Here is a 22,418-nt window from a genome sequence, read left to right on the forward strand (position 1 = left end):
ACTTGTCGGCGAGCGAGTAGATAACAAAGTAGTGCTGTAGAGAGTAGAATAAAACGGATGTGGGGTAACGAGAAGGATTTCTTTATCGACGTAAATGGTGTGGACGACGTCGCGGGTTCGAGAGCCGGGGCGCGCCGAGCCGTGGTTCCTCGGGGCAGCTGTTTCGGTTCGCGTCGGCTCGCCGTAGGAGGGGAGTGTGCCCCCGGAGTGTCGTTGCTCGAGACGAGGAGTGGCGTGGTCGAATCCCGTGCCCGTTCGCTCGTCGTGCAGAACGGGCGTGGCGGGATTCGAACCCACGATCAGAAGGTTAGGAACCTTCTGCCCTCTCCGCTAGGCCACACGCCCCGTCGAGAAAAGCGCTAGTTCGGTTCCGTGTCGGCCTCGGTCTCGTCTTCGGAGGTAACCGGCTCCGTGTCGACGAACTCGTCGTCGGTGTCGCCAAAGTCCTCGTCGCCGAACTCGTCGTCGCCGTCGAAGTCGGCGTCCTCGTCGAACCCCTCACGCATTTCCTCGAGTTCCGTTTCGACCTTTTCACGCCCCTTCTGGAATTCGCCCATCGCCTCGCCAGTCGACCGCGCCAGTTTCGGGATCTTGTTCGCCCCGAAGAGCAAGATGGCGATGAAAAGGATGATCAGTAGTTCCGGACCCCCTGGAATAGGGGCAAACAGCGGTGCGATTTCTACCATCTCTATCCGTGGCTTACGGGCTGGCAATTATAACCTTTTTGGACCGGACGGTAAATCGCCACTCCTGGCGGCTAGAGCGGCCAAACGCCTGCCAGGGACGGCAGAAAGCCCCGACTCGACCGTCTCGAAGACACTCATGCCAGCCGATAGCTCTGGCCAGGTGGATCCACAAAACGTACTCGCCTCGCCTCGATTCGTACTTCGAATCCGTGTTCATTGTACTGTCGTCGTCGGGTTCCAACCGATCCGTTGCGTTCGCCAACAAGTATATATGTAAGAATTACTGATAGTAAGGTAAGATTATGGTAGCGGGGACGATCGTCGACGGTTCGCGAACGCACGAGGCCCGATCCAGGGTACCGGAGACGAGGAACCGGGACGGTGATCGACGTGGGTAAGTCGATCGTCCTCGAGTGGACGCCGCTGAACGCGTGCCGCCGCCGACTCGTCTTCGAGCCCCGGGATCTCGGCGGCTGGACCCGAACCGAAGCGGAGCGACGGGACGACGAGTGGCAGATCGTCGATCAGGAGATCGTCACCCACGTCGAACTGGATAGTTCGGGACCCGACGACACCTCGGGCATAACGACCTATCGCGGTCCCTAGCGGAACGTTCGCATCTCGTCGCTTCGATCCGTCGCCGAACGATCTCGTGTTCCGGGAGCGAAACTGTCTTTCCGGTCTGGGCGTAAGTCGGGGGCGATGGTAGATACCGGAGACGCTGCACCCGACTTTACCGCACCGCTCGCGAACGGGGATGTCGACTCCTTTACGCTCTCTGAGCGCCTCGAGGACGAGGCGCCGATCGTCCTCGCGTTCTTCCCCGGCGCGTTCACGGGCGTCTGCACCGACGAGATGTGTACGTTTCAGGACCGTCTCTCGGCGTTCGACGACGTCGACGCGACGGTGTACGGCGTCAGCCGTGACACCCCGTTCGCCCAGAACGAGTTCCGCGAGCAAAACGACCTCGAGTTCGGCCTCATCAGCGACCTGAACAAGGAGATCATCGCCGACTACGGCGTCGAGATGGACTTCGACGACATGGGCGTCTACGGCGTCGCCAAACGCTCCGTGTTCGTCGTCGACGCCGACGGCGAGATCACCTACGCGTGGGTCAGCGACGATCCCGGCGTCGAACCCGAGTACGCCGAGGTCGAGGACGCCGCTGCCGACGCGGCCTGAGGGGGTCTGTTAGAAGTCAGTTCCGGACCGTCCCGCAGTCGCTTCGGGAACCAGTGCTCCCGAAGCGTACGAGCACCCGCAGTCCTTTTTAAGCCGGATCGCCTCGTCCGGATATGAGCGACTCTTCGACCGACGAGCAGGCGGGCCGTCTCTACGTTCCCACTGCGGATCATCACTTCCCCGACGAAAAGGTCAACCGCGTCCTCGAGTTTATCAAGGAAGACGAGGAGATCCAGACCTACCTCGAGGCACAGAACATCAACGCCGTCGACCGAATGCGGTACAACGACCACGGCGAGAAACACATCGAGATCGTCCGTAACCGCGCGCTTTGTCTGTACGATCTGTTGAAGGCGGGTGACGTCGAGTTCAACGGTGCCGCCGAGCAGGGTCTCGAGGAGGCCGACGAGGCGGTGATCGTCGCGCTCGCGGCGACGCTTCACGACGTCGGCCACGTCGTTCACCGCGACCAGCACGCCTACTACTCGATCCCGCTCGCCGCGGACATCCTGGAGCGGGTACTGCCGGAGTTCTACGACGTCGCCGAGACCGTCCGGATGAAGGGGGAAGTGCTTCACGCGATCCTCTGTCACCACACCGCCGAGACCCCCCTGACCACCGAGGCCGGCGTCATCCGCGTCGCCGACGCGCTAGATATGGAACGGGGTCGCTCCCGTATCCCCTACGAGCAGGGCGGTCGCGGCATCAACACGCTCTCGAGCCAGGCGATCAGTCACGTCTCCCTACAGGAGGGCGACTCCCGCCCGGTGATGGTCGAGATCGCGATGACCAACGCCGCGGGCGTCTACCAGGTCGACAACCTGCTGAAGGCGAAGCTCCGGGATTCGGGGCTCGAGGACGAGATCCGGATCGTCGCCGTCAACACGAACGAGAACCACGAACAGCTGGTCGAACGGATCGAGTTGTAGCGGGTCAGGCCAGCCGGTAGCGGCCCTCGACCCGTTCGACGTGCTCGCGCTCGCGAAGCGTCCGTGCGACCGAGAGGAAGGTCCCTTTCTCGATGCCGAGCGCCGTACAGATCTCGTCGGCGCTCGCGTTCGGCCACTCCCGCAGGTAGAGGTAGATCAGCTTCGCCTGTGCCGAGTCGAACTCCTCGGGGATCGAAACCGTCGGTCGCGAGTCGAGTTGCATACTCGTCCGTCCGGGGTTCGACGATATTAAAATTGAGTATCGTCGATCGTCGAAAAACGGGACGATCCACGAGCGAGTCAGGATCCTTTTACTGTCGCCGTTCGTCCCGGGCGGTATGAATATTCAGCTCATCGTCCTCGGTCTGCTGACCGGTACGCTCACCGGGGCCTTCTTCGCACTCGTCGACGTTCCGATCCCCGCACCGCCCGAACTGCCGGGCCTAATGGGGATCGTCGGTATTTACTTCGGCTACAAACTGGTCGAGGTTTCGGGTGTGAGTCTGAACGTCCTCGAATCGATCGGACTCTAACGTCGACTGTCGAACCCGGTATCGTCAGGGAGCGACATCCAGCCCGGCGGCGAACTCCCGGGCCCGCTCGCGGATCGCTCCGGCGTCGGCGACGAGGACGTCGCCGTCGCGCTGGAGGACCTCGCCGTCGACCATCGTGAAGGTTACGTCGTCGCCGTGTGCGGCGAAGGTGAGGTGTGAGAGGACGTCGTGGATCGGCGTCGCGCGCGTCAGCTCGGTCTCGAGGCCGATCACGTCGGCCTTCCATCCCTCACGGAGCTTCCCGACCCGTTCGAAGCCGGCGGCTTCGGCGCCGTTTACCGTCGCCATCTCGAAGACCGTCCGTGCGGGCAGGGCCTGGGGTTCGAGCCGATCGACCTTCTGTAAGAGCGAGGCCTGACGCATCTCGGTGAACGGGTCGAGCGCGTTGTTACACGGCGGCCCGTCGTTGCCCAGCGCGACGTTGATCCCGCGATCCAGGTAGTCGAGCACCGGCGCGACGCCGCTGGCGAGTTTCATGTTCGAGGACGGACAGTAGGTGACGTTGGTACCGGTCTCGGCGAGCACCTCTCGCTCGCTCTCGTCGGTCCAGACGCAGTGGGCGAGCACGACGTCCTCGCCGGTGAGGCCGACCTCGTCGAGCCAGTGGACGTTCCGGCGACCGGTTTCGTTCTCGACGGTCTCGATCTCGCCGCGGTTCTCGCTGGCGTGGGTGTGGATCCGGACGCCGTCGTAGGCGTCCGCGAGCTCTCGACTCCCTCGGAGACAGGACTCGGTACAGCTCACCGCAAACCGGGGAGTGACGGCGTACTGGATCCGCCCGTCCGCCGCGCCGTGGTAGCGCTCGATCAGCCGCTCGCTCTCGGCCAGGGCGTCGTCGGTGTCCTCGAGCAGCCCCGGTGGGGACTCCTTGTCCATCAGTACCTTCCCGAGCCGACCGCGGACGCCGAGTTCGCGGGCGGCCTCGAAGGCCTCCTCGGCGTGGGCGACCGAGAGGTGGTCGATACAGCTCGTCGTCCCGCTCTCGATCAGCTCGAGATACCCCAGCTCGGCGGCGGCGCGCATCTCCGTCGCCGAGAGCTCGGCCTCCATCGGCAACACGTACTCGAAGAGCCAGTCCAGCAACTCGGTGTCGTCGGCGATCCCGCGTCCGAGACTCTGGACCGAGTGGACGTGTGCACCGACCGTGCCGGGCATGAGCACGTCACACGAGTGGCGCTTGTGGTCCGGGTACGTCTCGAGACAGTCCGACCGCTCTCCGACGGCGACGATTTCGTCGTCCTCGACGACGACCGCACCGTCCTCGATCACGGTGTCGGCGTCGGCGACGACGGTTCCCGTCAGCAACATTTCCGCTCTCGGTAGTTCGCCCAGCGGCTTATCGTTGTGGATCTATGCGCTCAGGAGCGAAGCTTCATCGACGCCACCGACAGCCCCCACCCGAAGCAGATCAGCAGCGCGAACGTAAGGTAGCCGACGCCGAGAGGTAAAACGAGCACCGGCAGCGAGTCGGCGAACAGGTAGCCCGCCAGAATCAACGCCGGCACGAGAACGAGGTTGATACGGACGAATCGCTCGATTCCCATGTGTTCGAGCTCAGTGGGCCCGAACGGATAGCGCTGCTGGTTTTTGCGCGATCGACACCGGCGGTCAGTAGCTGCGCACCTTCGGCTCGTAGGTCTTCTCCTGACCCTCGAGGATGACGGGCCGATAGAAGATGTTCGGCTCGCCGTCGTCCCACGAGATCAGCGTGTGCTTGAGCCACTCGTCGTCGTCGCGCTGTTGGTTCTCCTGGCGCCAGTGAGCGCCGCGGAACTCGTTGCGCACCAGGGCACCCAGCGCGATCGTCTCGGCGACGTCGATCAGGTTGCGCGTCTCGTAGGTCTGCTGGAGGTCGGTGTTGAACGTCCGGGACGGGTCGTCGACGTAGACGTCCTGGTACTCCTGGCGGCACTCACGGATCACACGCAGGGCCTTCTCGATCCCATCCCTGGTGCGGAAGACGTTGACGTAGTCGGTCATCGCCTGCTGGAGCTTCGCGCGGATCTGGGCGTGCTGGACGCCGTCGTCTTTGTCCATCAGGTGATCGACGCGGGCCCGTTCCTGCTCGACGGCACGCTCGAGAAGGCCATCGGCCTCGGTCGTGACGCCGCCGTCCGCGGCGACGCCTCCCGTAGTATCGATGCCGGCACTGCCGGGCGTCACCGGGAGGTCGGCGTCCTCGTCCTCGACGTCGTCGCCGTACCCCGTTCGGATCTTGGCCTCGCCTAAGTCCTCGCCGGCTGCGTGGCGACCCGCCCGCTTGCCGAAGACGATCAGCTCGGGGAGTGCGTTCCCGCCCAGCCGGTTGCCGCCGTGGACGGAGACACAGGCACACTCACCGGCCGCGTAGAGCCCGCTAATGTTTGTCTGGCCGTTCTCGTCGACGTCGATCCCGCCCATCGCGTAGTGCTGGCCGGGTTTGACCGGCATCGGCTCGACGAGCCCGTCGACACCCTCGAAGTCCTCTGCGAGGTGCAGAATGTTTTCGAGGCGGCTGAGGATGCGCTCCTCGCCGAGGTGGCGCATGTCGAGGTGGACGTACTCGTCCTCGACGCCCCGTCCCTCGCCGACCTCGGTGAGCTCGGCGCGGGCGACGACGTCGCGGGAGGCGAGCTCGCCGGAGTTGTTCGCGTACCCGTGCTCGAACATGAACCGTTCGCCCTTCGCATTGTAGAGGATCCCGCCCTCGCCGCGGACTCCCTCGGAGATGAGGACGCCCGTTGACGGCAGCGATGTGGGGTGGAACTGGATGAACTCCATGTCCTCCAGCGGTGCGCCGGCCCGGTAGGCCATCGCGTGGCCGTCGCCGGTACAGGAGACGGCGTTTGTGGTGTGGTCGAACGCCTGGCCGGGACCGCCCGTCGCGAGGACGACCCCGTTGTTTGCCTTGAACCCCTCGACGTTGCCGGACTGGACGTCGTAGGCAACGACGCCGTGACAGGATCGGTCGTTCGGGTCGGCGGCGTCGTCGGTGACGAGATTCATCACGTACCACTCGTCGTAGACCTGGATCCCGCGTTTGACGACCTGCTCGTACATCGTGTGCAGCAGGTGGTGGCCGGTCTCGGCACCGGCGTAGGTCGTTCGTGGATACGAGAGTCCGCCGAACGGCCGCTGGGAGACGCGTCCGTCCTCCTCGCGGGAGAAGGGCATTCCCCAGTGTTCGAGCTGCATCGTCTCCTCGGGCGCGTCTTGGGCCAGCGTCTCGACGGCGGGGGCGTCGGCGAGGTAGTCCGACCCCTTCATCGTGTCGTAGGCGTGGAGTTCCCAGTCGTCACCCTCCTGGAGGGCAGCGTTGATCCCGCCCTCGGCCGCGCCGGTGTGGCTGCGGACCGGGTGGAGTTTCGAGACGATCGCCGTGTCGGCGCCCGCCTCGTGCGCTGCGATTGCGGCCCGGAGGCCGGCGCCGCCGGCGCCGACCACGATAACGTCGTGTTCGTACATCTTACCAGAACTTCAGGTTCTTCTTGACTGCCTCCCGTTTGAGCTCCTGAATGTGCTCGGTCAGGGGGATGTCTTTCGGACACACCTCGGTACAGGAGAACTGGGTCTGGCACCGCCAGACGCCGTGTTCCTGTTCGAGGATGCGGAGTCGGTGCTCCTTGATCTCGTCGTCCTCTCGGTCGTCCATCGCGAACTTGTAGGCCTTGTTGATCGCCGCCGGGCCCAGATACTCGTTGTCGCCGGCCGCGATGTTACAGCTGGACATACAGGCGGCACACCAGATACACCGCGAGGACATCTTGATCTTCTCGCGGTTCTCGGGGCTCTGGCGTTGCTCCTCGAGGTCGGCCGTATCCGGGGTGTCCTCGTCCTGGAAGTACGGCTCGACGGCGTGCATCTGGTCGTAGAAGTGGTCCATGTCGACGACCAGGTCCTTGACGACCTCCTGATGCGGAAGCGGTTCGATCCGGATCGGCTGTTTGAGCTCCGAGATCTGGGTTTTGCAGCCGAGCTGCTGTTTGCCGTTGACGAAGAAGGCGTCGGAGCCACAGACGGCCTGCCGACAGGAGTGACGGAAGGTCAGCGAGGAGTCGAACTCGTCGCGGGCGTACATCACCGCGTCGAGGACGGTCATCCCCTTCTCGAAGGGGACGTAGAAGTCGTCGAAACGGGGTTCCTGTTTGCCCTCGACCTCGGGGTCGTAGCGGAACACCTTGAGGTGTACCGTCTCACCCTCGACGTCGGACTCGTCGACGGCCTCGTCCTGGGCCAGTCCCTGCTCTTTTTCCTTGAGTCGCTCCTGCTGTGGCGACTCGGCACCCCGCATCTCGGGGTCTTCCGGTGCTTCCTGCGATTCGGGTTCTTGCGGTTGTTCCTGTTGCGTACTCATGTTAGGTCCACCCCGCCATGGCGACTGCGACCCAGATACCCTGGACGATGAGTGCGATTCCGGCCAGCACGAGGACCGCGAGGACGACCTTCTTGGGCGTTCCCTCGAGTCCCTGGTTGACCAGGGCGTTGTAGACGCCGTTGACGCCGTGGAACGTCCCCGCGATCAGGAACAACACCATCGTCAGGAAGTATCCAACGTTCTCCATTCGGGCCTGCGTACCCATGAAGGTGACGTCGGCCGCGTGGTTCACGAAGTGCAGCTGGAAGAAGTGAAACGCCAGCACGACGATCAGAAACGCCGCGGTAACCCGCTGGAGGAACCAGTTGGTACCGCCCCGCGTGAAAGAGGAGTAGCGTTCGGCCATCTTAGATCGCCACCCCGTCCATGAACGTCGGCACGCTCGCGACGGTGATGATGCCGGTCAACACCAGCGAGGCGTAGAAGCTCTTGTCCTGTGCGGTGAGGCCGATTCCGAGATCGACCATCAGTAGCCGCAGCCCGTTCAGGATGTGGAAGACGGCGACGGCAAGCAGGCCGACTTCGAGCACACGGATGATAAACAGCGACTCGAGACCCTGGATGGTCTGGGTGTAGACGTCCTCGCCCTGTGGGATCAGCGCTGGATCGCCGCTTGCGGCGCCGATGGCCGTACTCAGCACGGCGATGTGGGTAAACAGGTAGCCGATCAACATCCACCCGGTGAACTTGTGGAAGATCCACGCCCACATTCCGGCCGAGAACTCCTTCCAGCGACCGAAGTCCTCGATGAGACCGCGATTGTAAGACTGACTCATACGCTCATCTGGACGGTTTGACCGTGACCGTATAGAAGTTACCTTTATCGGCTGGTTTACCGGGTTCCAAATTCCACTCCCTCGAGCCGTGGTCAGCGACGGCTCACATCGGGAGCTGGGACCGCGAGCCGGTTCTGGATCCCGTCCGGTCGTTTTCGAGAGCCGTCCGAGTATCGGGCTCGAGGCCAACCAGATGACAGAGCGGGTTCCCCGGGTAGACGACCGGGTTCTCGAGGACGCCGACGATCAGCCCGGTGAACGGCGCCTCGACGGTGACGATGTCCTCTTTCTCCTTGAACGGGTTCGTGATGGTACAGATCACGTCTCCCTCCTCGACGAGCGATCCGCGGCCGTGTTTCATGTCGACGATCCCGCCGGCGTCGGCCCGGAGCCAGGTCTTCTCGTCGTCGCTGTCGATGACGGTCCGCCAGCCCGGCCAGTGGACGGCCGCGCCCGGATGGAGGCCGAACTCCGCGAACACGCTGGCGACGCCGGTGAGCGCGCGGTCGATCAGCCGCCGCTGGAAGCGGTGGGCCTCGCCCATTTCGATGGTCACCGTCGGAACGCCGGCGTCGGTCGCCTCGCGACGAAGGGTGCCCGACGGCCCCTGGCCCGCGATGATGACGTGGGAGCTGAACGCACAGGCGACCCGTGCAGCGCCGGGGTCGTCCATATTCGCCCGCGCGTGAAGCATGTTGGTCCGTCCTCGGGTCGAGGTGTGGAAGTCGATCCCGAAGTCGCAGGGCTCGATGAAGTTCGTGAAGATCCGGTGGGCCATCCGCCTGGCGCTGGTCGACCCCTCCCGTCCCGGGAACGATCGGTTGAGGTCCCGATCGTAGATCGGCAAGTACCGTTCCTGGGCCAGAAAGCCGGGAACGTTCATCACCGGCAGACAGACCAGCGTTCCGTGGAGTTCGGCGTGATCCCAGTCGTGAGCGACCTCACGGACGACTTCGATCCCGTTGAGTTCGTCGCCGTGTGCAGCCGCCGAGAGAAACGCCGTCGGCCCGGGATGGTCCCCGTTGATGATCGTCACCGGAATCCGCACGGGATCGCCGAGATACGTCTCGCTGATTCCGTACCGAATGTTTGCCGACTCACCGGGATCGACCCGGCCGCCGTCGTACGTAAAGACGTCGTCGTCGATCGCCGGCGGATCGGACGACTCTCTCGAGTCGTCGTCCGCCGCGTCGTTACCGCTCATAGTTGCTTCTGGAGCGGCACCCTCGTGAATCTTTGTTCGTCGTCCGGGGTCGGGTTCGGGCAGCCACGAACCGTCTTGGGGACCACCGTTGTAGCGTCCGTCCGAAATCGCCCGCGAACGTGCCGAGGTCAGTGTGATTCAGGGCATGAATTTTGTATGCGCGAATGGTACGGTACAGCCATGGAGATTCGCGAAGCGACAGACGCCGACGTCGAGACGATCCGTTCGATCGCAGACCGTTCGCTCTCTTCGACTTACACCGACTTCCTCGGCGAGGAGACGATCGAGGCAGCCATCGAACAGTGGTACGGCGAAGAGTTCACCGAGGAAATCGATGACGACCACTCGCTGATCCTGGTCGTCGAGCGCGACGACGAGGTGATCGGGTTCTCCCACAGCGAACTGGTCGGTCAGCAGTACAGCAACGGCCAGCTGCTGTGGCTCCACATCGATCCCGACGCCCGCGGCGACGGCATCGGCGTCCGGCTGCTCGTCCGGACCCGGGAGAAGCTCCTCGACGACGGTGCCGACCAGGTCCAGTGTTTCGTCCTCGAGGACAACGAGGGCGGGAACACGTTCTACGAGAACCACGGGTTCGAACAGGCCGATCAGCGCGAGGTCGAGATCGGCTCGGAGACGTTCACCGAGAACATCTACGTCGAAGGCGAGCTCGAAAGCGGCGACGAGTGGACCGCCATCGACGAGCGCGAGATCGACGACCAGACGGTGTACGTCAGCTACGGTGACGCGGACCGAGGGTCGAAGGCCCCGTTCTACGGCGCTTACGAGAGCGAGGGCCAGGCCGACCGGTACGGCTGGCTCTGTGGCAACTGCGATTCGATCGACAACGCGATGGATACGATGGGGCGAATCGAGTGCAACGCCTGTGGCAACCGCCGCAAGCCGACCCGCTGGGACTCCTCGTACCTGTAACGGTTCGGTGACCGCGCCAATTGCCCCACTCCGCCAGTAGGCTCCCCCTACCGTCGGTACCGACGGCTCCGAGCCGCCGGCGTCGGATTCCAGCGCGCCGTTTCGTTCCTCGTCTCGGAGTTGTCTCCGCATTACAATTACGTCCTCGCTGGTCGTCTTCTGCGAGTCGCGGTCCGTCCCCGTTCGGTAGCACGGCGTCCGACGACCCCTCTAGCATGAACAGACAGGAGCACATCGTTCGCGGGTTCAAGGCGACGCTGGTCTCGCGGGCGGTATACATGGTTTCGAGCGCGCTGTTGATGCTCGTCCTGGCGCGCTTTCTCCTCGATCCAGACGGCTACGGCGCGCTGTACTGGGCGATCGGCGTCCTGGCCGTGATCCAGCTCGTCGCCGATCTCGGACTCGGGAAATCGGCCGCACGATACTTCTCGGAGTACAGCGAGCGGGACCCGGGCCAGATCCCCCATCTGATCCGGACGACGCTGGCGCTGAAGCTCACGTTGCTCGCGATCGTTACGACCGCCCTTCTGGCGTTTCACGAGCAACTCGCCGCGGCACTTGGCGATCCCGGCGCCGCCCCCTTCCTGGCAGCGGGTGCGCTTTATATCATCGCCTTCTCGTTTAGCACGACCTCCCAGATCGCGCTCCAGGGGTTCAACCGCCTCGAGTACAGCGCGGCGATCCAGGCGATCAGTGGCGTCGCCCGCCTGGTGTTTGCGGTTGCGTTCGTCGTCCTGGGGATGGGTGCGCTCGGCGCGCTGTTTGGCTACGTCGTCGGATACGCCCTCTCCGCGGCCGTCGGGGTGACGATCCTGTACCTCGAGTACTACGCCCGGTACGAGCCCGCCGAGCAGTACGAGCCCGGACTCGCCCGGCGCCTCGCCGAGTACAGCGTTCCCCTCACCGCCACCCGCAGCGCGAACGTGATCGACAAACGTATCGACGTCGTCCTCGTCGGCGTCTTTTTGACCCCCGCGGCGGTCGCGTTCTATCAGCTGGGGAAACAGATCGCGGACTTCGCGCTCGCGCCCGCGGAGGCGCTCGGATTTACGATCTCCCCGAACTTCGGCGAGCAGAAAGCCACCGGACAGCTCGCGGACGCCCGGGGGATCTACGAGACGTCGCTGACGAACGTGCTTCTGTTGTACGTTCCCGCGGCGGTCGGACTCGTGATCGTCGCCGAGCCGTTCGTCACGATGGTGTTCGGTGCCGACTACGCCGGGGCAGCGCCCGTGTTACAGATCCTCGCGGGGTTTATCGTCCTGCAGGCGATCACGAACCTGACGAGCGATAGCCTGGACTACCTCGGACGGGCCCGTTCCCGAGCGATCGCCAAGGGGGTGACGTCGGTCGCGAACTTCGGGTTGAACCTCGTGCTCATCCCGACCCTCGGCGTTGTCGGCGCCGCCGCGGCGACGGTCGCGACCCACACCGTCTACGTCGCCGTGAACCTCTATATCCTCCACAGTGAGCTCTCCCTGCGGCTCGAGCGGCTCGCACGAACGGTCGTTCGTATCGGCGCCATCACCGGCGTGATGGCCGTCGCTGTGTTGCTCGTAACGCCGCTGATATCGAACGTCATCATGCTGTTCGTCGCGATCGGGCTCGGTGCGGCCACCTGGTGGGTCCTCGCGGTGACGACCGGGATGATCGACGTCCAGGAGGTTCGGTCGGTGATCTCCTGATCCGGACTCCGGCTCCGACGCTTGCCATCGCTCACGAACGCTTATCAGTACCGTTGGTCTCTATCCTGTATGGCTGTTTCCGATTCCGTCACCGTCGGCGTACTGAGCCTTCACACCAGTAAGGAAACCAAGGCGATTCTCAACGCTGTCGAGGAACTCGGCCACGACACCGAGTGGCTCCGCGCCGAGAACACCGCCGTCAGCGTCGCCGACGGGAGCGCTACCCTCGAACCCGCTGTCGACGTTATCGCCAACCGGATGCTGCTATCGAACACGGAACAGCCCTGCGAGGAGCTCGGCCTGGCGAACACCGTCTCAGGGCTGGTCCCGATGCTCAACGAGCCCCAGTCGGTGCTGACGGCGATCCACAAGCTCTCGACGGCGACGGCGCTCGCAGCCAACGACGTCAGGGTCCCCGACGTGACGCTTGCCCTCGGTAACCAGACGCTCAACGCGGTCCGATCCCGGTACGGCGAGGAAGCCGTCTACAAGACGGCGATCGGCACCCACGGCGGCGGAACCTGGAAGGTCGGCCCGGACGACCCGATCAACGCGAAGGTCGGCAATCGATACGCCTTCCTCCAGGAGCTGATCGACCGCGAGGACGCCCGCCACCGCGACGTTCGAGTTTACGTCGTTGACGGGGAGATCATCGGGGCGATGTACCGCTACGCGCCCGACAACGACTGGCGGACGAACGTCGCCCTCGGAGGCTCCGTCGAGAACGCGACCGACGATCTTCCCGAGACGGCCCGCGAGATGGCTCGCCGAGCCAGCGACGCCATCGGGCTCGATTACGCCGGCGTCGATCTCGTCGAGGGCGACGAAGGCTGGTTCGTCCTCGAGGTCAACCCGACCGCGGGGTTCAAGGGGCTGTACGAGGCGACCCAGGTCAGCCCCGCTCCCTACATCGCCAAGCTCGCGATCGAACGCGGCGGCGGCGAGGTCGACGAGGACCGCGTCGCGGAGCTGTCAGCGGTGCTCGACGACTCCCGGCCGTCGGCCCAGCCGGCGGACGCGTCGGCGTTCGACGGGGAGCCGGCGGTGATCGGCTACACCGAGGAGGTCGTTCTCTCGGGGACCAGCGGCTCGAAGACCGTCCTCGCGAAGTCCGACACCGGAGCGACCCGGACGAGTATCGACACCTCGCTGGCGGCCGACATCGGCGCCGGTCCGATCAAGTCGATCACGCGGGTCAAATCCGGCAGCAGCAAGACCTCCAAGAGCCGTCCCGTCGTCGACGTCGTCGTCGGCGTCGGCGGCAACCAACATACCGTCACCGCAAGCGTCGAGGATCGCAGCCACATGGACTACCCCGTCTTGCTTGGTCGGGACATCCTCGAGAACTACCAGGTCGACGTCAGTCGACGGATCGATCGCGACGCACAGGACAGACCCGAAGAGGAGGAGTGACCCACCCGTGAGCGGGCGGTTCGAACGGCTCGATTGCCCCACGACGTAGCGAGTCGCGACTTCGTGTGACCCCGGGACGCTTCTGCGGGACCGAAACATCCACTGCCGAATCACCGCTCGAGTCGCCGCCGACGGACGGCGACCACGATCTCGAGAAACCGGTCTCGCCGTGCCCGTCGAAAGCCGGCGTTAGCAGTGGGTGCAACTGCCATGAGGTAAACTCGCAAAGGGCCCATCGACGAGAGAAGTTCGCAAATGATAAAGATCGATTGGGTGCGAGCGAAGAGTTCCTTATCGGATTAGGTAATCTTAATACGCGAAAGCCACAACCGTACGACGATGACAAGGTCCAACCAAGAGTGGTGGCCGAACAAGCTCAACGTGGAGATCCTCGATCAGAACGCCTGCGACGTGGGTCCGATGGGCGAGGACTTCGACTACGCCGAGGCGTTCGAGGAGATCGACTACGAGGAGCTGAAGTCGGATCTCGAGGACGTCATGACCGACTCCCAGGAGTGGTGGCCGGCCGACTACGGTCACTACGGGCCGCTCTTTATCCGAATGGCCTGGCACAGCGCCGGCACGTACCGAATCAAAGACGGTCGTGGTGGCGCCTCGGGCGGCCGACAGCGCTTCGCGCCGCTTAACAGCTGGCCCGACAACGCGAACCTCGACAAGGCTCGCCGACTGCTCTGGCCGGTCAAGCAGAAGTACGGCCAGAAACTCTCGTGGGGCGATCTGATCGTCCTGGCCGGGAACGTCGCTCTCGAGTCGATGGGGTTCGAGACGTACGGCTTCGGCGCCGGGCGCGAGGACGAGTACCGCTCCGACGAGGCCGTCGACTGGGGTCCCGAGGACGAGTGGGAAGCCTCCGAGCGCTTCGACGAGGACGGCGAGCTCCAGGGGAACCTCGCCGCCACCGTGATGGGGCTGATCTACGTGAACCCCGAGGGTCCCGACAGCGAGCCCGATCCGGAGAAGTCTGCGGAACGGATCCGGGAGTCGTTCGGTCAGATGGCGATGGACGACGAGGAGACGGCCGCGCTCATCGCCGGCGGCCACACCTTCGGGAAGGTCCACGGCGCCGAGAATCCCGACGAGCACGTCGGTCCCGAGCCCGAGGCGGCCCCGATCGACCAGCAGGGGCTGGGCTGGGAGAGCAGCCACGGCTCCGGGAAGGGCGCCGACACGATCACCAGCGGGATCGAGGGCCCATGGAACACCACGCCGACCCAGTGGGACACGAGCTACATCGACAACCTGCTCGAGTACAAGTGGTGGCCCGAGCGAGGTCCCGGCGGCGCCTGGCAGTGGACCACGCAGAACGGCGAACTCGACGAGGCCGCCCCGGGCGCCGAGGATCCCGCAGAGAAGGAAGACGTGATGATGCTGACGACCGACGTCGCGCTCAAGCGTGATCCCGACTACCGGGAGATCCTCGAACGCTTCCAGGACAACCCCGACGAGTTCCAGGACGCGTTCTCGCGGGCCTGGTTCAAGCTGATCCACCGGGACATGGGGCCCAAAGAGCGGTACCTCGGTCCGGAGGTTCCGGACGAGGAGCTGATGTGGCAGGATCCGATCCCGGACGCCGACTACGAGCTGATCGACGAGGACGACGCCGCCGAGCTCAAAGCGGAGCTCCTCGACTCGGAGCTGTCGGTCTCCCAGCTGGCCAAAACCGCCTGGGCGTCGGCCTCGACGTACCGCTACGGCGACAAGCGCGGTGGCGCGAACGGTGCCCGTATCCGCCTCGAGCCCCAGCAGAGCTGGGAGGTCAACGAGCCCGACCAGCTTGAGACGGTGCTGTCGACCCTCGAAGAGATCAAAGAGGAGTTCAACGGCTCGCGATCCGACGACGTGCGGGTCTCGCTGGCCGACCTGATCGTCCTGGGCGGTAACGCGGCCGTCGAGCAGGCGGCAGCCGACGCCGGCTACGACGTCGAGGTCCCGTTCGAGCCGGGCCGAACCGACGCCTCCCAGGAACAGACCGACGTCGACTCCTTTGAGGCGCTCAAACCCGTCGCGGACGGCTTCCGCAACTACTACAGCGACGAGGCCGAGCGATCCCAGGAGGAGCTGCTGGTCGACAAGGCCGACCTCCTGAACCTGACGGTACCCGAGATGACGGTGCTCGTCGGCGGCATGCGCACACTGGGGGCCACCTACCAGGATACCGACCTTGGCGTCCTCACCGACCAGCCGGAGACGCTGACCAACGACTTCTTCGTGAACCTGCTCGACATGGACTACGAGTGGGAAGCGTCCGACGAGTCCCAGGACATCATGGGCTGGGAGGCGACCCCGGAATCCGACAACGACCAGGTGTTCGAACTGCGCAACCGCGAGACGGGTGAGGTCGAGTGGACGGCGACCCGCGCTGATCTGATCTTCGGCTCGAACTCCCGACTCCGCGCCGCTGCGGACATCTACGCCTCCGAGAACGCCGAAGAGAAGTTCGTGCAGGACTTCGTCGACACCTGGAGCAAGGTCATGCAGCTCGACCGCTTCGACCTCGAGTAACCGCTCCAGCCTCGGTTCGTCGCTATTTTTTCGCCGCCTACGCGTCCTCGGGCTCCGGCCGAACGACCAGCTCGTCGTCGGTAATATCGCCGATCCGCGAGCGTCGGACGGGGCGGTCGTCGTCGCGCTCGAGCCAGTTCAGCTTCGCCTTCAGCCGATCCGCCAGCCCCGGCTCCGGATCGACGTACGCGGTATCGCCCTCGACGGCGGTGACGATCCCGATCCGCTCGTCCGACTCGTCGACGACGGTTTTTCCCACGTCGTCGTCGTCGAGCTCGCGCACGATCGGCTCGGTTCCGGGGACCGGTTCACCGGTCGCCGTCGTCTCGGCGTCCCCCGCTCTCGAGTCGACCGTCTCGTACTCCTCGGGGTCGACGAGCTCGCCCTCCAGCACGTCGCTGTCGAGAACCTCCGAGTCGAGCACCTCGGTGTCTTCGAGCGCGAACCGTCTGCGGATGCGTTCCTCGACCCGCTCCTCGACGGTGCGGCGCTCGAGCAGCTCGTTTCGCACGAAATCGCCGTCGCCATCGACGTCCTCGCTCCGGGCGAGCTCCCTATCGACCGACTCGGCGGTGTCTTCCCAGCGCGGAACGGCCTCGAGGACGGACCGTCGGACGCTCTCGGAGTCGGCCCGTGGCTCGCCGCGGTCGATGTCGACATCGACGACCTCGCTTTCGACGGTGTAGCGTTCGACCGCCGCGATCGTCTCGAGGCGCGACTCGTCTGCCGTCACCGCGACGACGTCGTCGCCGACGAACTCGGTGTCGACGACCGCCCGCTCGAGGAGTTCGGACTCGACCAGCTCGCGGTCGACGATCTCGCGGTCGACGACCTCGCTCTCGACCGTGTCCCGTTCGACGACCCGGCTCTCGCTCTCGACGTCGCTCTCGACGACCTCGGTCGTCACCGTCTCGCCCCGGCGGAGGGCGTCCTCGAGCTCGCTTCGTTCCCGCGAGGCCCGCTTGAGGGCTCCCTCTCGCTCGAGTACCTCGAACTCGCCGAGTTCGCCGGGCTCGTTCGTCGGCTGGCCGTCGCGGTAGAGAACGACCAGCTCGTCGTCCCGGAGCCGCTCGTCGAACGCCGCCCAGGCGTCCGCCGCGTCCTCGTCCGCGTCGAGCTCCTCCCGTCGAGCGAACGAGTAGCCGTGTCCTTCGCCTCCGTGGGTCGAGACCGGGACGGCATCGCGTGACTCCGCCCACTCGCGGATCCGCTCGGGATCGGTCGTCAATCGTCGTTCCCGCACGTCGGATGTCGTATCGTCCGCCATACGGCCGTTGGCGCCCGGCCGACGCTTCAGCCCGTTGCCGGCGTCTGCTACTCCGACTCGTACTCCGCCCAGATGTACCGCGTCGCGACGCTGCGGTAGGGACGCCAGTCCGCGGCGATCTCGCGCATCTCCGCGCGGGTGAGCTCGTCGCCGTCGGCGTAGAGGTTCTCGATCCCGCGCCGAACCGCCAGGTCACCGAGCGGAAGGATGTCGGGTCGTTCGAGGACGAACAGGAGGTACATCCGTGCGGTCCACTCGCCGATACCCCTGATCTCGGTGAGGGCGTCGACGACCTCCGCGTTCGTCTGATCGGCGAACCCCGCACGCGTGTAGTCGTTCTCCTGAAACGCCCGGGCGGCGTTGCGGACGTACTCGACCTTGCTCGGTGAGAGTCCCGCGTCGCGCAGCGCCGCCTCGTCGGCCGCCAGGACGCTCTCGGGTGTCACCTCGCCGTCGAGGACGTCGAACACCCGCTCGCGGATGGCGGCGGCGCTCGCGGTCGAGACCTGCTGGTTGATAATCGAGATGCAGAGTCGCTCGTACTCGCTCCAGTCCGGTTCGACGTAGGGGTCGTGCCGGTCGACGAGCTCCGCCATCACGGGATCTTGGCGGAGTACGGGGGCTGCCTCATCTATCATGCGCAGTGATCGGATGCGAAACACGGTGCCGGGGGCGCATATGCGTCTCGCTTGCGCGGGGACGACAAGGCGGCGTCACTCGAGGTGGTGGTAGTCGAGTTCGTATCCTTCCTCGAGTGCCTCCCGAACCGGCTCGCTCGGCTCGCCGACGCCGCGGCGCCGAATCGAGAGGTCTCCGTCGTCGACCGAGAGGACGAGGTTGACACGCCAGTCCGTCGCCGTCTCCGGGTGGTCGGTCCGATAGTGGGCTCCTCGGGATTCGGTTCGCTCGAGGGCCGTCCGGAGCAACGCTTCGGCGACGGTAAGGCTAACGGAGAGATCGACCGCGTACTCGAACGACCGCGAGGTGCGGTCGCCGTCGATCCTGAGCTCCGCCGTTCGCGCACGGAGCTCGTCGAGGCGATCGAGCCCTTCGCGGAGTCCCGCCTCGTCCCGGAGGATCCCCGCGTGCTCCCACAACAGTTCGCCGAGTTCCTCGAGGATCGCCTCCGGAGTGTGCTCGCCGTCGGCGGCCGAAAGTCCCGCGAGCGCCCGGAACTCCCGCTCGGCGAACGCGCGCTGTCCGTCCTCGACGGTCGGCTCGCGGTCGTCGGGGATCACCGCGCTTGCGACGTACTCGCCGATGAGCTTCCCGATCGTGACGGTTTCGGCCAGCGAGTTGCCGCCGAGGCGGTTCGCGCCGTGGACGCCGGCGACGGCCTCGCCGACGGCGTACAGCCCCTCGACGCCGGTCTCGCCCGTCCGGAAGTCGATGTCGACCCCACCCATCGTGTAGTGGGCCGTCGGTGCGACCTCCATCGGTTCTGCAGTGATGTCGACACCCAGCGACTCGAAGCGCTCGACCATCGACGGGAGCCGGTCGCGAACGTAGTCGTCGTCTCGGTGGGAGATATCGAGGAAGACGCCGCCGTTCTCCGTTCCTCGTCCCTCACGGACCTCCCGAGCGATCGCCCTGGCGACGACGTCGCGGGCGTCGAGTTCCATCTGGTCGGGCGAGTATCGTTCCATAAACCGCTCTCCCTCCGCGTTGTAGAGCCGCCCTCCCTCGCCGCGGACCGCCTCGGTCACCAGGCGGCCGTCCCACTCTTCGCCGTAGCGCTCGCCGACCATTCCCGTCGGGTGAAACTGGACGAACTCGGCGTCGAGCAGCCGGGCGCCGGCCTCGAGCGCGAGCGCCTGAGCGTCGCCGTTGTTCTCGTCGTCCCGCGAGGAGTGGCGATCGTAGAGCGCGGAGAACCCGCCTGCGGCGACCACGACGTGCTCGCTCCGGAAGAGCAGGCCGCGACCGGTCTCCATATCGAAGCCGATGGCACCCGAGACGCGCTGACCGTCCGAGAGCAGCCGCGTGATCATCACGTTCTCGCGGTAGGGGATCTCGAGTTCGCGGGCACGGTCGATCAACGTCTCGAGCATCGCCTCGCCAGTTCGATCGCCCACGAAACACGTGCGGCGGTACGACTGGGCGCCGAAGTACCGCTGGTTGATCTCGCCGTCATCGGTACGGTCCAGCGGCATCCCCCACTCCTCGAGTTCACGGATCCGATCCGGCATATGCCTCGCCGTCAGCTCGACGGCCTCGGGATCGTTCAGGTGATGGCCCTCGTTCAGCGTATCGGCCGCGTGGACGGTCCAGTCGTCCTCGGAGTCGAGCGAGCCGAGCGCGGCGTTGACGCCGCCGGCCGCCCAGGTCGTGTGGGCGTCGCCGTGGTCGCGCTTGCCGATCACGAGCGGCTCGACGCCCGCCTCGGCGAGCGCGATCGCGACGCGTGCTCCCGCCGCTCCGGCGCCGATGACGAGCACCGGCGTCGTGACGATGTCGTACTCGATCCCGTCAGCCGCGGTCTCGTCCGCGTCCTCGAGACGGCGTTCGACGCCACCGAGCTCGGCCGCGGGTACCGAACTGTCGCCTTCGCCGCGTGGTGTTCGAGCCATACTCTATCTCGGGGCCGAACCGGTTTAGGTGCGTCACCGAACGATGCAACCACCGTCAAGAACGCCTGAAACGCCGCTCCTGTCCCGATCCTGTCGGGGCCGGATGTCGACGGCCGACCACTTACCACAGTCGCTGCCGTAGTGGATGGTCGGATGCAACCCGTCGTCCACCTCGCGGTCGGCTATCTCTGTTACGCAGCGTACGCCCGCTGGCGTCGTGACGACGTGCCCGCCGAGACGCCGGCGCTCGTCGCGATCGTCGGCGCGGGACTCGCGGATCTGATCGACAAACCGCTTCACGCCGCGGACGTCGTCCCCGTGGGACGGACGATCGGCCACTCGCTGCTGTTTGTCGTCCCGCTCGTCGCTGTCGTCTGGCTGCTGGCACGGCGTCGGGACCGCGAACTGCTGGGGGTCGCCTTCGCGATCGGTTACGGCTCGCACATCGCGACCGACATCCCCTGGCACGTCCTCTCGGGCGACTACGACGAGCTGGGCTTTTTGCTGTGGCCGATCACCCACATGCCCGAGTACTCCGGGGTCAAACCCCTCGGGACGGTTCCCGGCCTCGGCATCGAAGCAACGACGCTGTGGCTCGAGGCGGTCATCCTCGTCGCAAGCATCGGGCTCTGGATAGCCGACGGCTACCCGGGGACGGCACCGATTCGGCGGGTAGTCCGTCGGTCGTGACGTGATCGACGCTTGCGGCTGAGACCACACGACAGCCCAATTACCTAAAATCAGGCGCTAAGGCCCCGTCCTCAAGGAGCAACGCAGGGAGCGAAGCGACCGAGTAGCGCAGTAGGGCGGGGATACAGCGCCGTCATCGTCTCACATACACCCTGCAACGACCGGCCCACAGGCCTACCGACGCGTTTATCAGTTCCGACAATGTATCTACATCGTACATGGAACAGTTCACAATCAACGGCCACGAAGTCGTGGACGGCGACGTGAAAGCCACAGGTAACGGCGCTCACGTCTACGTCCCGAAACGCTGGCGTGGCGCGGACGTGAAAGTCGTCCGTACTTCTGACCCCGACGACGAATAGATGAACTACAACTACAGGTATCAGCTAAACCCGTCTGACGACCTCCGCGAGCGATTCGCATGGACTGTCGATACCTGTAGGCAGGTCTACAACCATTTCCTCCACCGCCTCAACCGCCACGACGATACGTCGTCGTCGTACTCCGAGCAGAAGCGTCTGCCGGACCTGAAAGACTGGTGGAATGACCTGCGAGACGTTCACTCGAAGGTGTTGCAGAAAGTCGTTCAGCGGTTGTACGACAACCTCTCGACGCTCAACAGCCGGAAGCAGAACGGCTACAGCGTCGGGGAGTTGAAGTGGAAAGCACCGGGCGAGTACCAATCGTTCACCTACAGCCAGTCCGGCTTCAAACTCAAAAACACGAGTGGTCGGACCCGACTGTGGCTCTCGAAGATTGGTGACATTCCCATTACTTTCCACCGCGACCTGCCCGACGACGCCACCATCAAGACCGTCACTGTCAAACGCGAACCCACCGGCAAGTGGTACGCCATCCTCGGCGTCGAAACCCCCGACGACCCACCCGAGAAGCCCGACGAGGTGACTGACGCTGTTGGTATCGACGTGGGTATCCTAAAATACGTCCACGACAGCGACGGGACCGCCGTCGAGTCGCCTGACCTTTCCGACGAACGCGAGCGGTTAGAACGCGCCCAACGTAACCTCTCGCGGAAGGAACACGGCTCGAACAATTGGGAGGAACAGCGCAAGACGGTCGCTCGACGCCACGCTGACCTGAAGCGCAAGCGTCGAGACTTCTTGCACAAACTCTCGGCGTACTACGCCCGCGAGTACGACCTTGTCGCGGTCGAGGACTTGGATACGAAAGGACTGGTTGAGCTTCCGGGCAACTCTCGGAGCCGCGCCGGGGCCTCGTGGGGGATGTTCCTGCGAATGCTCGAATACAAGTGCGAGCGGGAAGGAACGTACTTCGTCGCCGTGGACCCCCGAGGCACGACCAAAGAGTGCGCGTCATGTGGCGTCGAGACGGACAAGCCGTTGTGGGTACGCAAGCATTCGTGTCCGTCGTGTGGGTTCGAGGCAGACAGAGACGCGAATGCGTCGTGGAACATCCTTTCTCGCGGTCTCGAACAAGTAGGGGCGGGCTGTCCCGAATCAACGCCTGTGGAGACTGCGCTCCCTACGGGAACCCATTCGGTTCCTGCAAAGCGCGTCATCGAAGCAGGAAGCCCCACCCTCAAGGAGCGAACCGCGTCAGCGGTGAGCGAGTAGGGTGGGGAGGAAGTCACCGTCCGTGGAGGGCATGAATCGTCCAGCTCGGCAACGCAA

General features: G+C 64.9%; 23 protein-coding genes and 1 tRNA gene. 11 read left to right on the forward strand and 13 right to left on the reverse strand.

Translation table 11 applies throughout. The annotated features are described in order from the left end of the window. Positions 1 to 272: 272 nt before the first annotated feature. Both NATOC_RS05500 and tatA read right to left on the reverse strand, forming a co-directional pair. Positions 273 to 345 (reverse strand) — tRNA-Arg (locus NATOC_RS05500). A 14-nt stretch (positions 346 to 359) separates the two neighbouring features. Next, complete coding sequence (tatA, locus tag NATOC_RS05505) at positions 360 to 686, reverse strand: twin-arginine translocase TatA/TatE family subunit (RefSeq protein ID WP_015320436.1); 327 nt, start codon at positions 684 to 686, stop codon at positions 360 to 362. A gap of 390 nt (positions 687 to 1,076) precedes the next feature. On the opposite strand from tatA, the gene NATOC_RS05510 reads away from it, so the two are divergent. The 3 genes from NATOC_RS05510 (at position 1,077) to NATOC_RS05520 (ending at position 2,797) form a co-directional block, all read left to right on the forward strand. Next, positions 1,077 to 1,292, forward strand: a complete 216-nt coding sequence (locus NATOC_RS05510; RefSeq protein WP_245549686.1) for a hypothetical protein — start codon at positions 1,077 to 1,079, stop codon at positions 1,290 to 1,292. A gap of 96 nt (positions 1,293 to 1,388) precedes the next feature. Then, positions 1,389 to 1,868: a redoxin domain-containing protein gene (locus NATOC_RS05515; protein ID WP_015320438.1), complete on the forward strand. Its 480-nt coding sequence runs from the start codon at positions 1,389 to 1,391 to the stop codon at positions 1,866 to 1,868. A 113-nt stretch (positions 1,869 to 1,981) separates the two neighbouring features. Then, complete coding sequence (locus NATOC_RS05520) at positions 1,982 to 2,797, forward strand: HD domain-containing protein (protein ID WP_015320439.1); 816 nt, start codon at positions 1,982 to 1,984, stop codon at positions 2,795 to 2,797. Positions 2,798 to 2,801: 4 nt separating this feature from the next. On the opposite strand, the gene NATOC_RS05525 is transcribed toward NATOC_RS05520, so the two are convergent. Continuing rightward, entirely contained in the window at positions 2,802 to 3,020 is a 219-nt protein-coding gene (locus NATOC_RS05525) for a helix-turn-helix domain-containing protein (protein ID WP_015320440.1), read from the reverse strand. 115 nt (positions 3,021 to 3,135) lie between these two features. On the opposite strand from NATOC_RS05525, the gene NATOC_RS05530 reads away from it, so the two are divergent. Then, entirely contained in the window at positions 3,136 to 3,330 is a 195-nt protein-coding gene (locus tag NATOC_RS05530; RefSeq protein WP_015320441.1) for a XapX domain-containing protein, read from the forward strand. 24 nt (positions 3,331 to 3,354) lie between these two features. Here the strand turns inward: NATOC_RS05530 and NATOC_RS05535 are convergent, their stop codons facing one another. The 7 genes from NATOC_RS05535 to NATOC_RS05565 form a co-directional block, all read right to left on the reverse strand. Continuing rightward, positions 3,355 to 4,659 (reverse strand): 5'-deoxyadenosine deaminase, encoded by a 1,305-nt coding sequence (locus NATOC_RS05535; RefSeq protein WP_015320442.1) that lies wholly within the window; start codon positions 4,657 to 4,659, stop codon positions 3,355 to 3,357. A gap of 50 nt (positions 4,660 to 4,709) precedes the next feature. Beyond that, entirely contained in the window at positions 4,710 to 4,895 is a 186-nt protein-coding gene (locus tag NATOC_RS05540; RefSeq protein ID WP_015320443.1) for a hypothetical protein, read from the reverse strand. A gap of 64 nt (positions 4,896 to 4,959) precedes the next feature. Beyond that, entirely contained in the window at positions 4,960 to 6,795 is a 1,836-nt protein-coding gene (locus tag NATOC_RS05545; protein ID WP_015320444.1) for an FAD-binding protein, read from the reverse strand. Between the two features lies 1 nt (position 6,796). Continuing rightward, positions 6,797 to 7,684: a succinate dehydrogenase/fumarate reductase iron-sulfur subunit gene (locus tag NATOC_RS05550; protein WP_015320445.1), complete on the reverse strand. Its 888-nt coding sequence runs from the start codon at positions 7,682 to 7,684 to the stop codon at positions 6,797 to 6,799. 1 nt (position 7,685) lies between these two features. Continuing rightward, positions 7,686 to 8,051, reverse strand: coding sequence for a succinate dehydrogenase hydrophobic anchor subunit (locus NATOC_RS05555; protein WP_015320446.1), 366 nt, complete (start codon positions 8,049 to 8,051; stop codon positions 7,686 to 7,688). Position 8,052: 1 nt separating this feature from the next. Next, positions 8,053 to 8,481, reverse strand: coding sequence for a succinate dehydrogenase, cytochrome b556 subunit (sdhC, locus tag NATOC_RS05560; protein ID WP_015320447.1), 429 nt, complete (start codon positions 8,479 to 8,481; stop codon positions 8,053 to 8,055). 103 nt (positions 8,482 to 8,584) lie between these two features. Continuing rightward, on the reverse strand, positions 8,585 to 9,685 hold the full coding sequence (locus NATOC_RS05565) for a succinylglutamate desuccinylase/aspartoacylase family protein (protein ID WP_015320448.1): 1,101 nt from the start codon (positions 9,683 to 9,685) through the stop codon (positions 8,585 to 8,587). A gap of 180 nt (positions 9,686 to 9,865) precedes the next feature. Here NATOC_RS05565 and NATOC_RS05570 point away from each other — a divergent pair, with 180 nt between their 5' ends. The 4 genes from NATOC_RS05570 to katG all read left to right on the forward strand — a co-directional run bounded on the left by NATOC_RS05570 (position 9,866) and on the right by katG (position 16,239). Next, complete coding sequence (locus NATOC_RS05570) at positions 9,866 to 10,618, forward strand: GNAT family N-acetyltransferase (protein ID WP_015320449.1); 753 nt, start codon at positions 9,866 to 9,868, stop codon at positions 10,616 to 10,618. 215 nt (positions 10,619 to 10,833) lie between these two features. Beyond that, positions 10,834 to 12,303, forward strand: coding sequence for an oligosaccharide flippase family protein (locus NATOC_RS05575; protein WP_015320450.1), 1,470 nt, complete (start codon positions 10,834 to 10,836; stop codon positions 12,301 to 12,303). 69 nt (positions 12,304 to 12,372) lie between these two features. Continuing rightward, a complete protein-coding gene (locus tag NATOC_RS05580; protein WP_015320451.1) occupies positions 12,373 to 13,716 on the forward strand; it encodes an ATP-grasp domain-containing protein in 1,344 nt (447 codons plus the stop codon). A gap of 339 nt (positions 13,717 to 14,055) precedes the next feature. Continuing rightward, a complete protein-coding gene (gene katG, locus NATOC_RS05585) occupies positions 14,056 to 16,239 on the forward strand; it encodes a catalase/peroxidase HPI (RefSeq protein ID WP_015320452.1) in 2,184 nt (727 codons plus the stop codon). A gap of 37 nt (positions 16,240 to 16,276) precedes the next feature. Here the strand turns inward: katG and NATOC_RS05590 are convergent, their stop codons facing one another. The 3 genes from NATOC_RS05590 to NATOC_RS05600 form a co-directional block, all read right to left on the reverse strand. After that, positions 16,277 to 17,506 carry a hypothetical protein gene (locus tag NATOC_RS05590; RefSeq protein WP_015320453.1) on the reverse strand — a complete coding sequence of 410 codons (1,230 nt, stop codon included), beginning with the start codon at positions 17,504 to 17,506 and terminating at the stop codon, positions 16,277 to 16,279. Between the two features lie 47 nt (positions 17,507 to 17,553). Next, on the reverse strand, positions 17,554 to 18,144 hold the full coding sequence (locus NATOC_RS05595; protein ID WP_015320454.1) for a DNA-3-methyladenine glycosylase family protein: 591 nt from the start codon (positions 18,142 to 18,144) through the stop codon (positions 17,554 to 17,556). Positions 18,145 to 18,219: 75 nt separating this feature from the next. Continuing rightward, positions 18,220 to 20,076: an L-aspartate oxidase gene (locus tag NATOC_RS05600; protein ID WP_015320455.1), complete on the reverse strand. Its 1,857-nt coding sequence runs from the start codon at positions 20,074 to 20,076 to the stop codon at positions 18,220 to 18,222. A gap of 153 nt (positions 20,077 to 20,229) precedes the next feature. On the opposite strand from NATOC_RS05600, the gene NATOC_RS05605 reads away from it, so the two are divergent. The 3 genes from NATOC_RS05605 to NATOC_RS05610 all read left to right on the forward strand — a co-directional run bounded on the left by NATOC_RS05605 (position 20,230) and on the right by NATOC_RS05610 (position 22,361). After that, complete coding sequence (locus tag NATOC_RS05605; protein ID WP_015320456.1) at positions 20,230 to 20,766, forward strand: metal-dependent hydrolase; 537 nt, start codon at positions 20,230 to 20,232, stop codon at positions 20,764 to 20,766. A 218-nt stretch (positions 20,767 to 20,984) separates the two neighbouring features. Continuing rightward, positions 20,985 to 21,128: a DUF2080 family transposase-associated protein gene (locus NATOC_RS21720; protein WP_015320457.1), complete on the forward strand. Its 144-nt coding sequence runs from the start codon at positions 20,985 to 20,987 to the stop codon at positions 21,126 to 21,128. Next, a complete protein-coding gene (locus NATOC_RS05610; RefSeq protein WP_015320458.1) occupies positions 21,129 to 22,361 on the forward strand; it encodes an RNA-guided endonuclease InsQ/TnpB family protein in 1,233 nt (410 codons plus the stop codon). The last annotated feature ends 57 nt before the right edge of the window (positions 22,362 to 22,418 follow it).

Origin of the sequence: Natronococcus occultus SP4 (assembly GCF_000328685.1) — an archaeon.
Taxonomy (GTDB): Archaea; Halobacteriota; Halobacteria; order Halobacteriales; family Natrialbaceae; genus Natronococcus; species Natronococcus occultus.

Excerpts from the sequence above, each read along its gene's own strand:
- tatA (WP_015320436.1), bottom strand. The coding sequence starts at position 686 with ATGGTAGAAATCGCACCGCTGTTTGCCCCTATTCCAGGGGGTCCGGAA.
- NATOC_RS05515 (WP_015320438.1), top strand. The coding sequence starts at position 1,389 with ATGGTAGATACCGGAGACGCTGCACCCGACTTTACCGCACCGCTCGCG.
- NATOC_RS05520 (WP_015320439.1), top strand. The coding sequence starts at position 1,982 with ATGAGCGACTCTTCGACCGACGAGCAGGCGGGCCGTCTCTACGTTCCC.
- NATOC_RS05525 (WP_015320440.1), bottom strand. The coding sequence starts at position 3,020 with ATGCAACTCGACTCGCGACCGACGGTTTCGATCCCCGAGGAGTTCGAC.
- NATOC_RS05530 (WP_015320441.1), top strand. The coding sequence starts at position 3,136 with ATGAATATTCAGCTCATCGTCCTCGGTCTGCTGACCGGTACGCTCACC.
- NATOC_RS05535 (WP_015320442.1), bottom strand. The coding sequence starts at position 4,659 with ATGTTGCTGACGGGAACCGTCGTCGCCGACGCCGACACCGTGATCGAG.
- NATOC_RS05540 (WP_015320443.1), bottom strand. The coding sequence starts at position 4,895 with ATGGGAATCGAGCGATTCGTCCGTATCAACCTCGTTCTCGTGCCGGCG.
- NATOC_RS05545 (WP_015320444.1), bottom strand. The coding sequence starts at position 6,795 with ATGTACGAACACGACGTTATCGTGGTCGGCGCCGGCGGCGCCGGCCTC.
- NATOC_RS05550 (WP_015320445.1), bottom strand. The coding sequence starts at position 7,684 with ATGAGTACGCAACAGGAACAACCGCAAGAACCCGAATCGCAGGAAGCA.
- NATOC_RS05555 (WP_015320446.1), bottom strand. The coding sequence starts at position 8,051 with ATGGCCGAACGCTACTCCTCTTTCACGCGGGGCGGTACCAACTGGTTC.
- sdhC (WP_015320447.1), bottom strand. The coding sequence starts at position 8,481 with ATGAGTCAGTCTTACAATCGCGGTCTCATCGAGGACTTCGGTCGCTGG.
- NATOC_RS05565 (WP_015320448.1), bottom strand. The coding sequence starts at position 9,685 with ATGAGCGGTAACGACGCGGCGGACGACGACTCGAGAGAGTCGTCCGAT.
- NATOC_RS05570 (WP_015320449.1), top strand. The coding sequence starts at position 9,866 with ATGGAGATTCGCGAAGCGACAGACGCCGACGTCGAGACGATCCGTTCG.
- NATOC_RS05575 (WP_015320450.1), top strand. The coding sequence starts at position 10,834 with ATGAACAGACAGGAGCACATCGTTCGCGGGTTCAAGGCGACGCTGGTC.
- NATOC_RS05580 (WP_015320451.1), top strand. The coding sequence starts at position 12,373 with ATGGCTGTTTCCGATTCCGTCACCGTCGGCGTACTGAGCCTTCACACC.
- katG (WP_015320452.1), top strand. The coding sequence starts at position 14,056 with ATGACAAGGTCCAACCAAGAGTGGTGGCCGAACAAGCTCAACGTGGAG.
- NATOC_RS05590 (WP_015320453.1), bottom strand. The coding sequence starts at position 17,506 with ATGGCGGACGATACGACATCCGACGTGCGGGAACGACGATTGACGACC.
- NATOC_RS05595 (WP_015320454.1), bottom strand. The coding sequence starts at position 18,144 with ATGATAGATGAGGCAGCCCCCGTACTCCGCCAAGATCCCGTGATGGCG.
- NATOC_RS05600 (WP_015320455.1), bottom strand. The coding sequence starts at position 20,076 with ATGGCTCGAACACCACGCGGCGAAGGCGACAGTTCGGTACCCGCGGCC.
- NATOC_RS05605 (WP_015320456.1), top strand. The coding sequence starts at position 20,230 with ATGCAACCCGTCGTCCACCTCGCGGTCGGCTATCTCTGTTACGCAGCG.
- NATOC_RS21720 (WP_015320457.1), top strand. The coding sequence starts at position 20,985 with ATGGAACAGTTCACAATCAACGGCCACGAAGTCGTGGACGGCGACGTG.
- NATOC_RS05610 (WP_015320458.1), top strand. The coding sequence starts at position 21,129 with ATGAACTACAACTACAGGTATCAGCTAAACCCGTCTGACGACCTCCGC.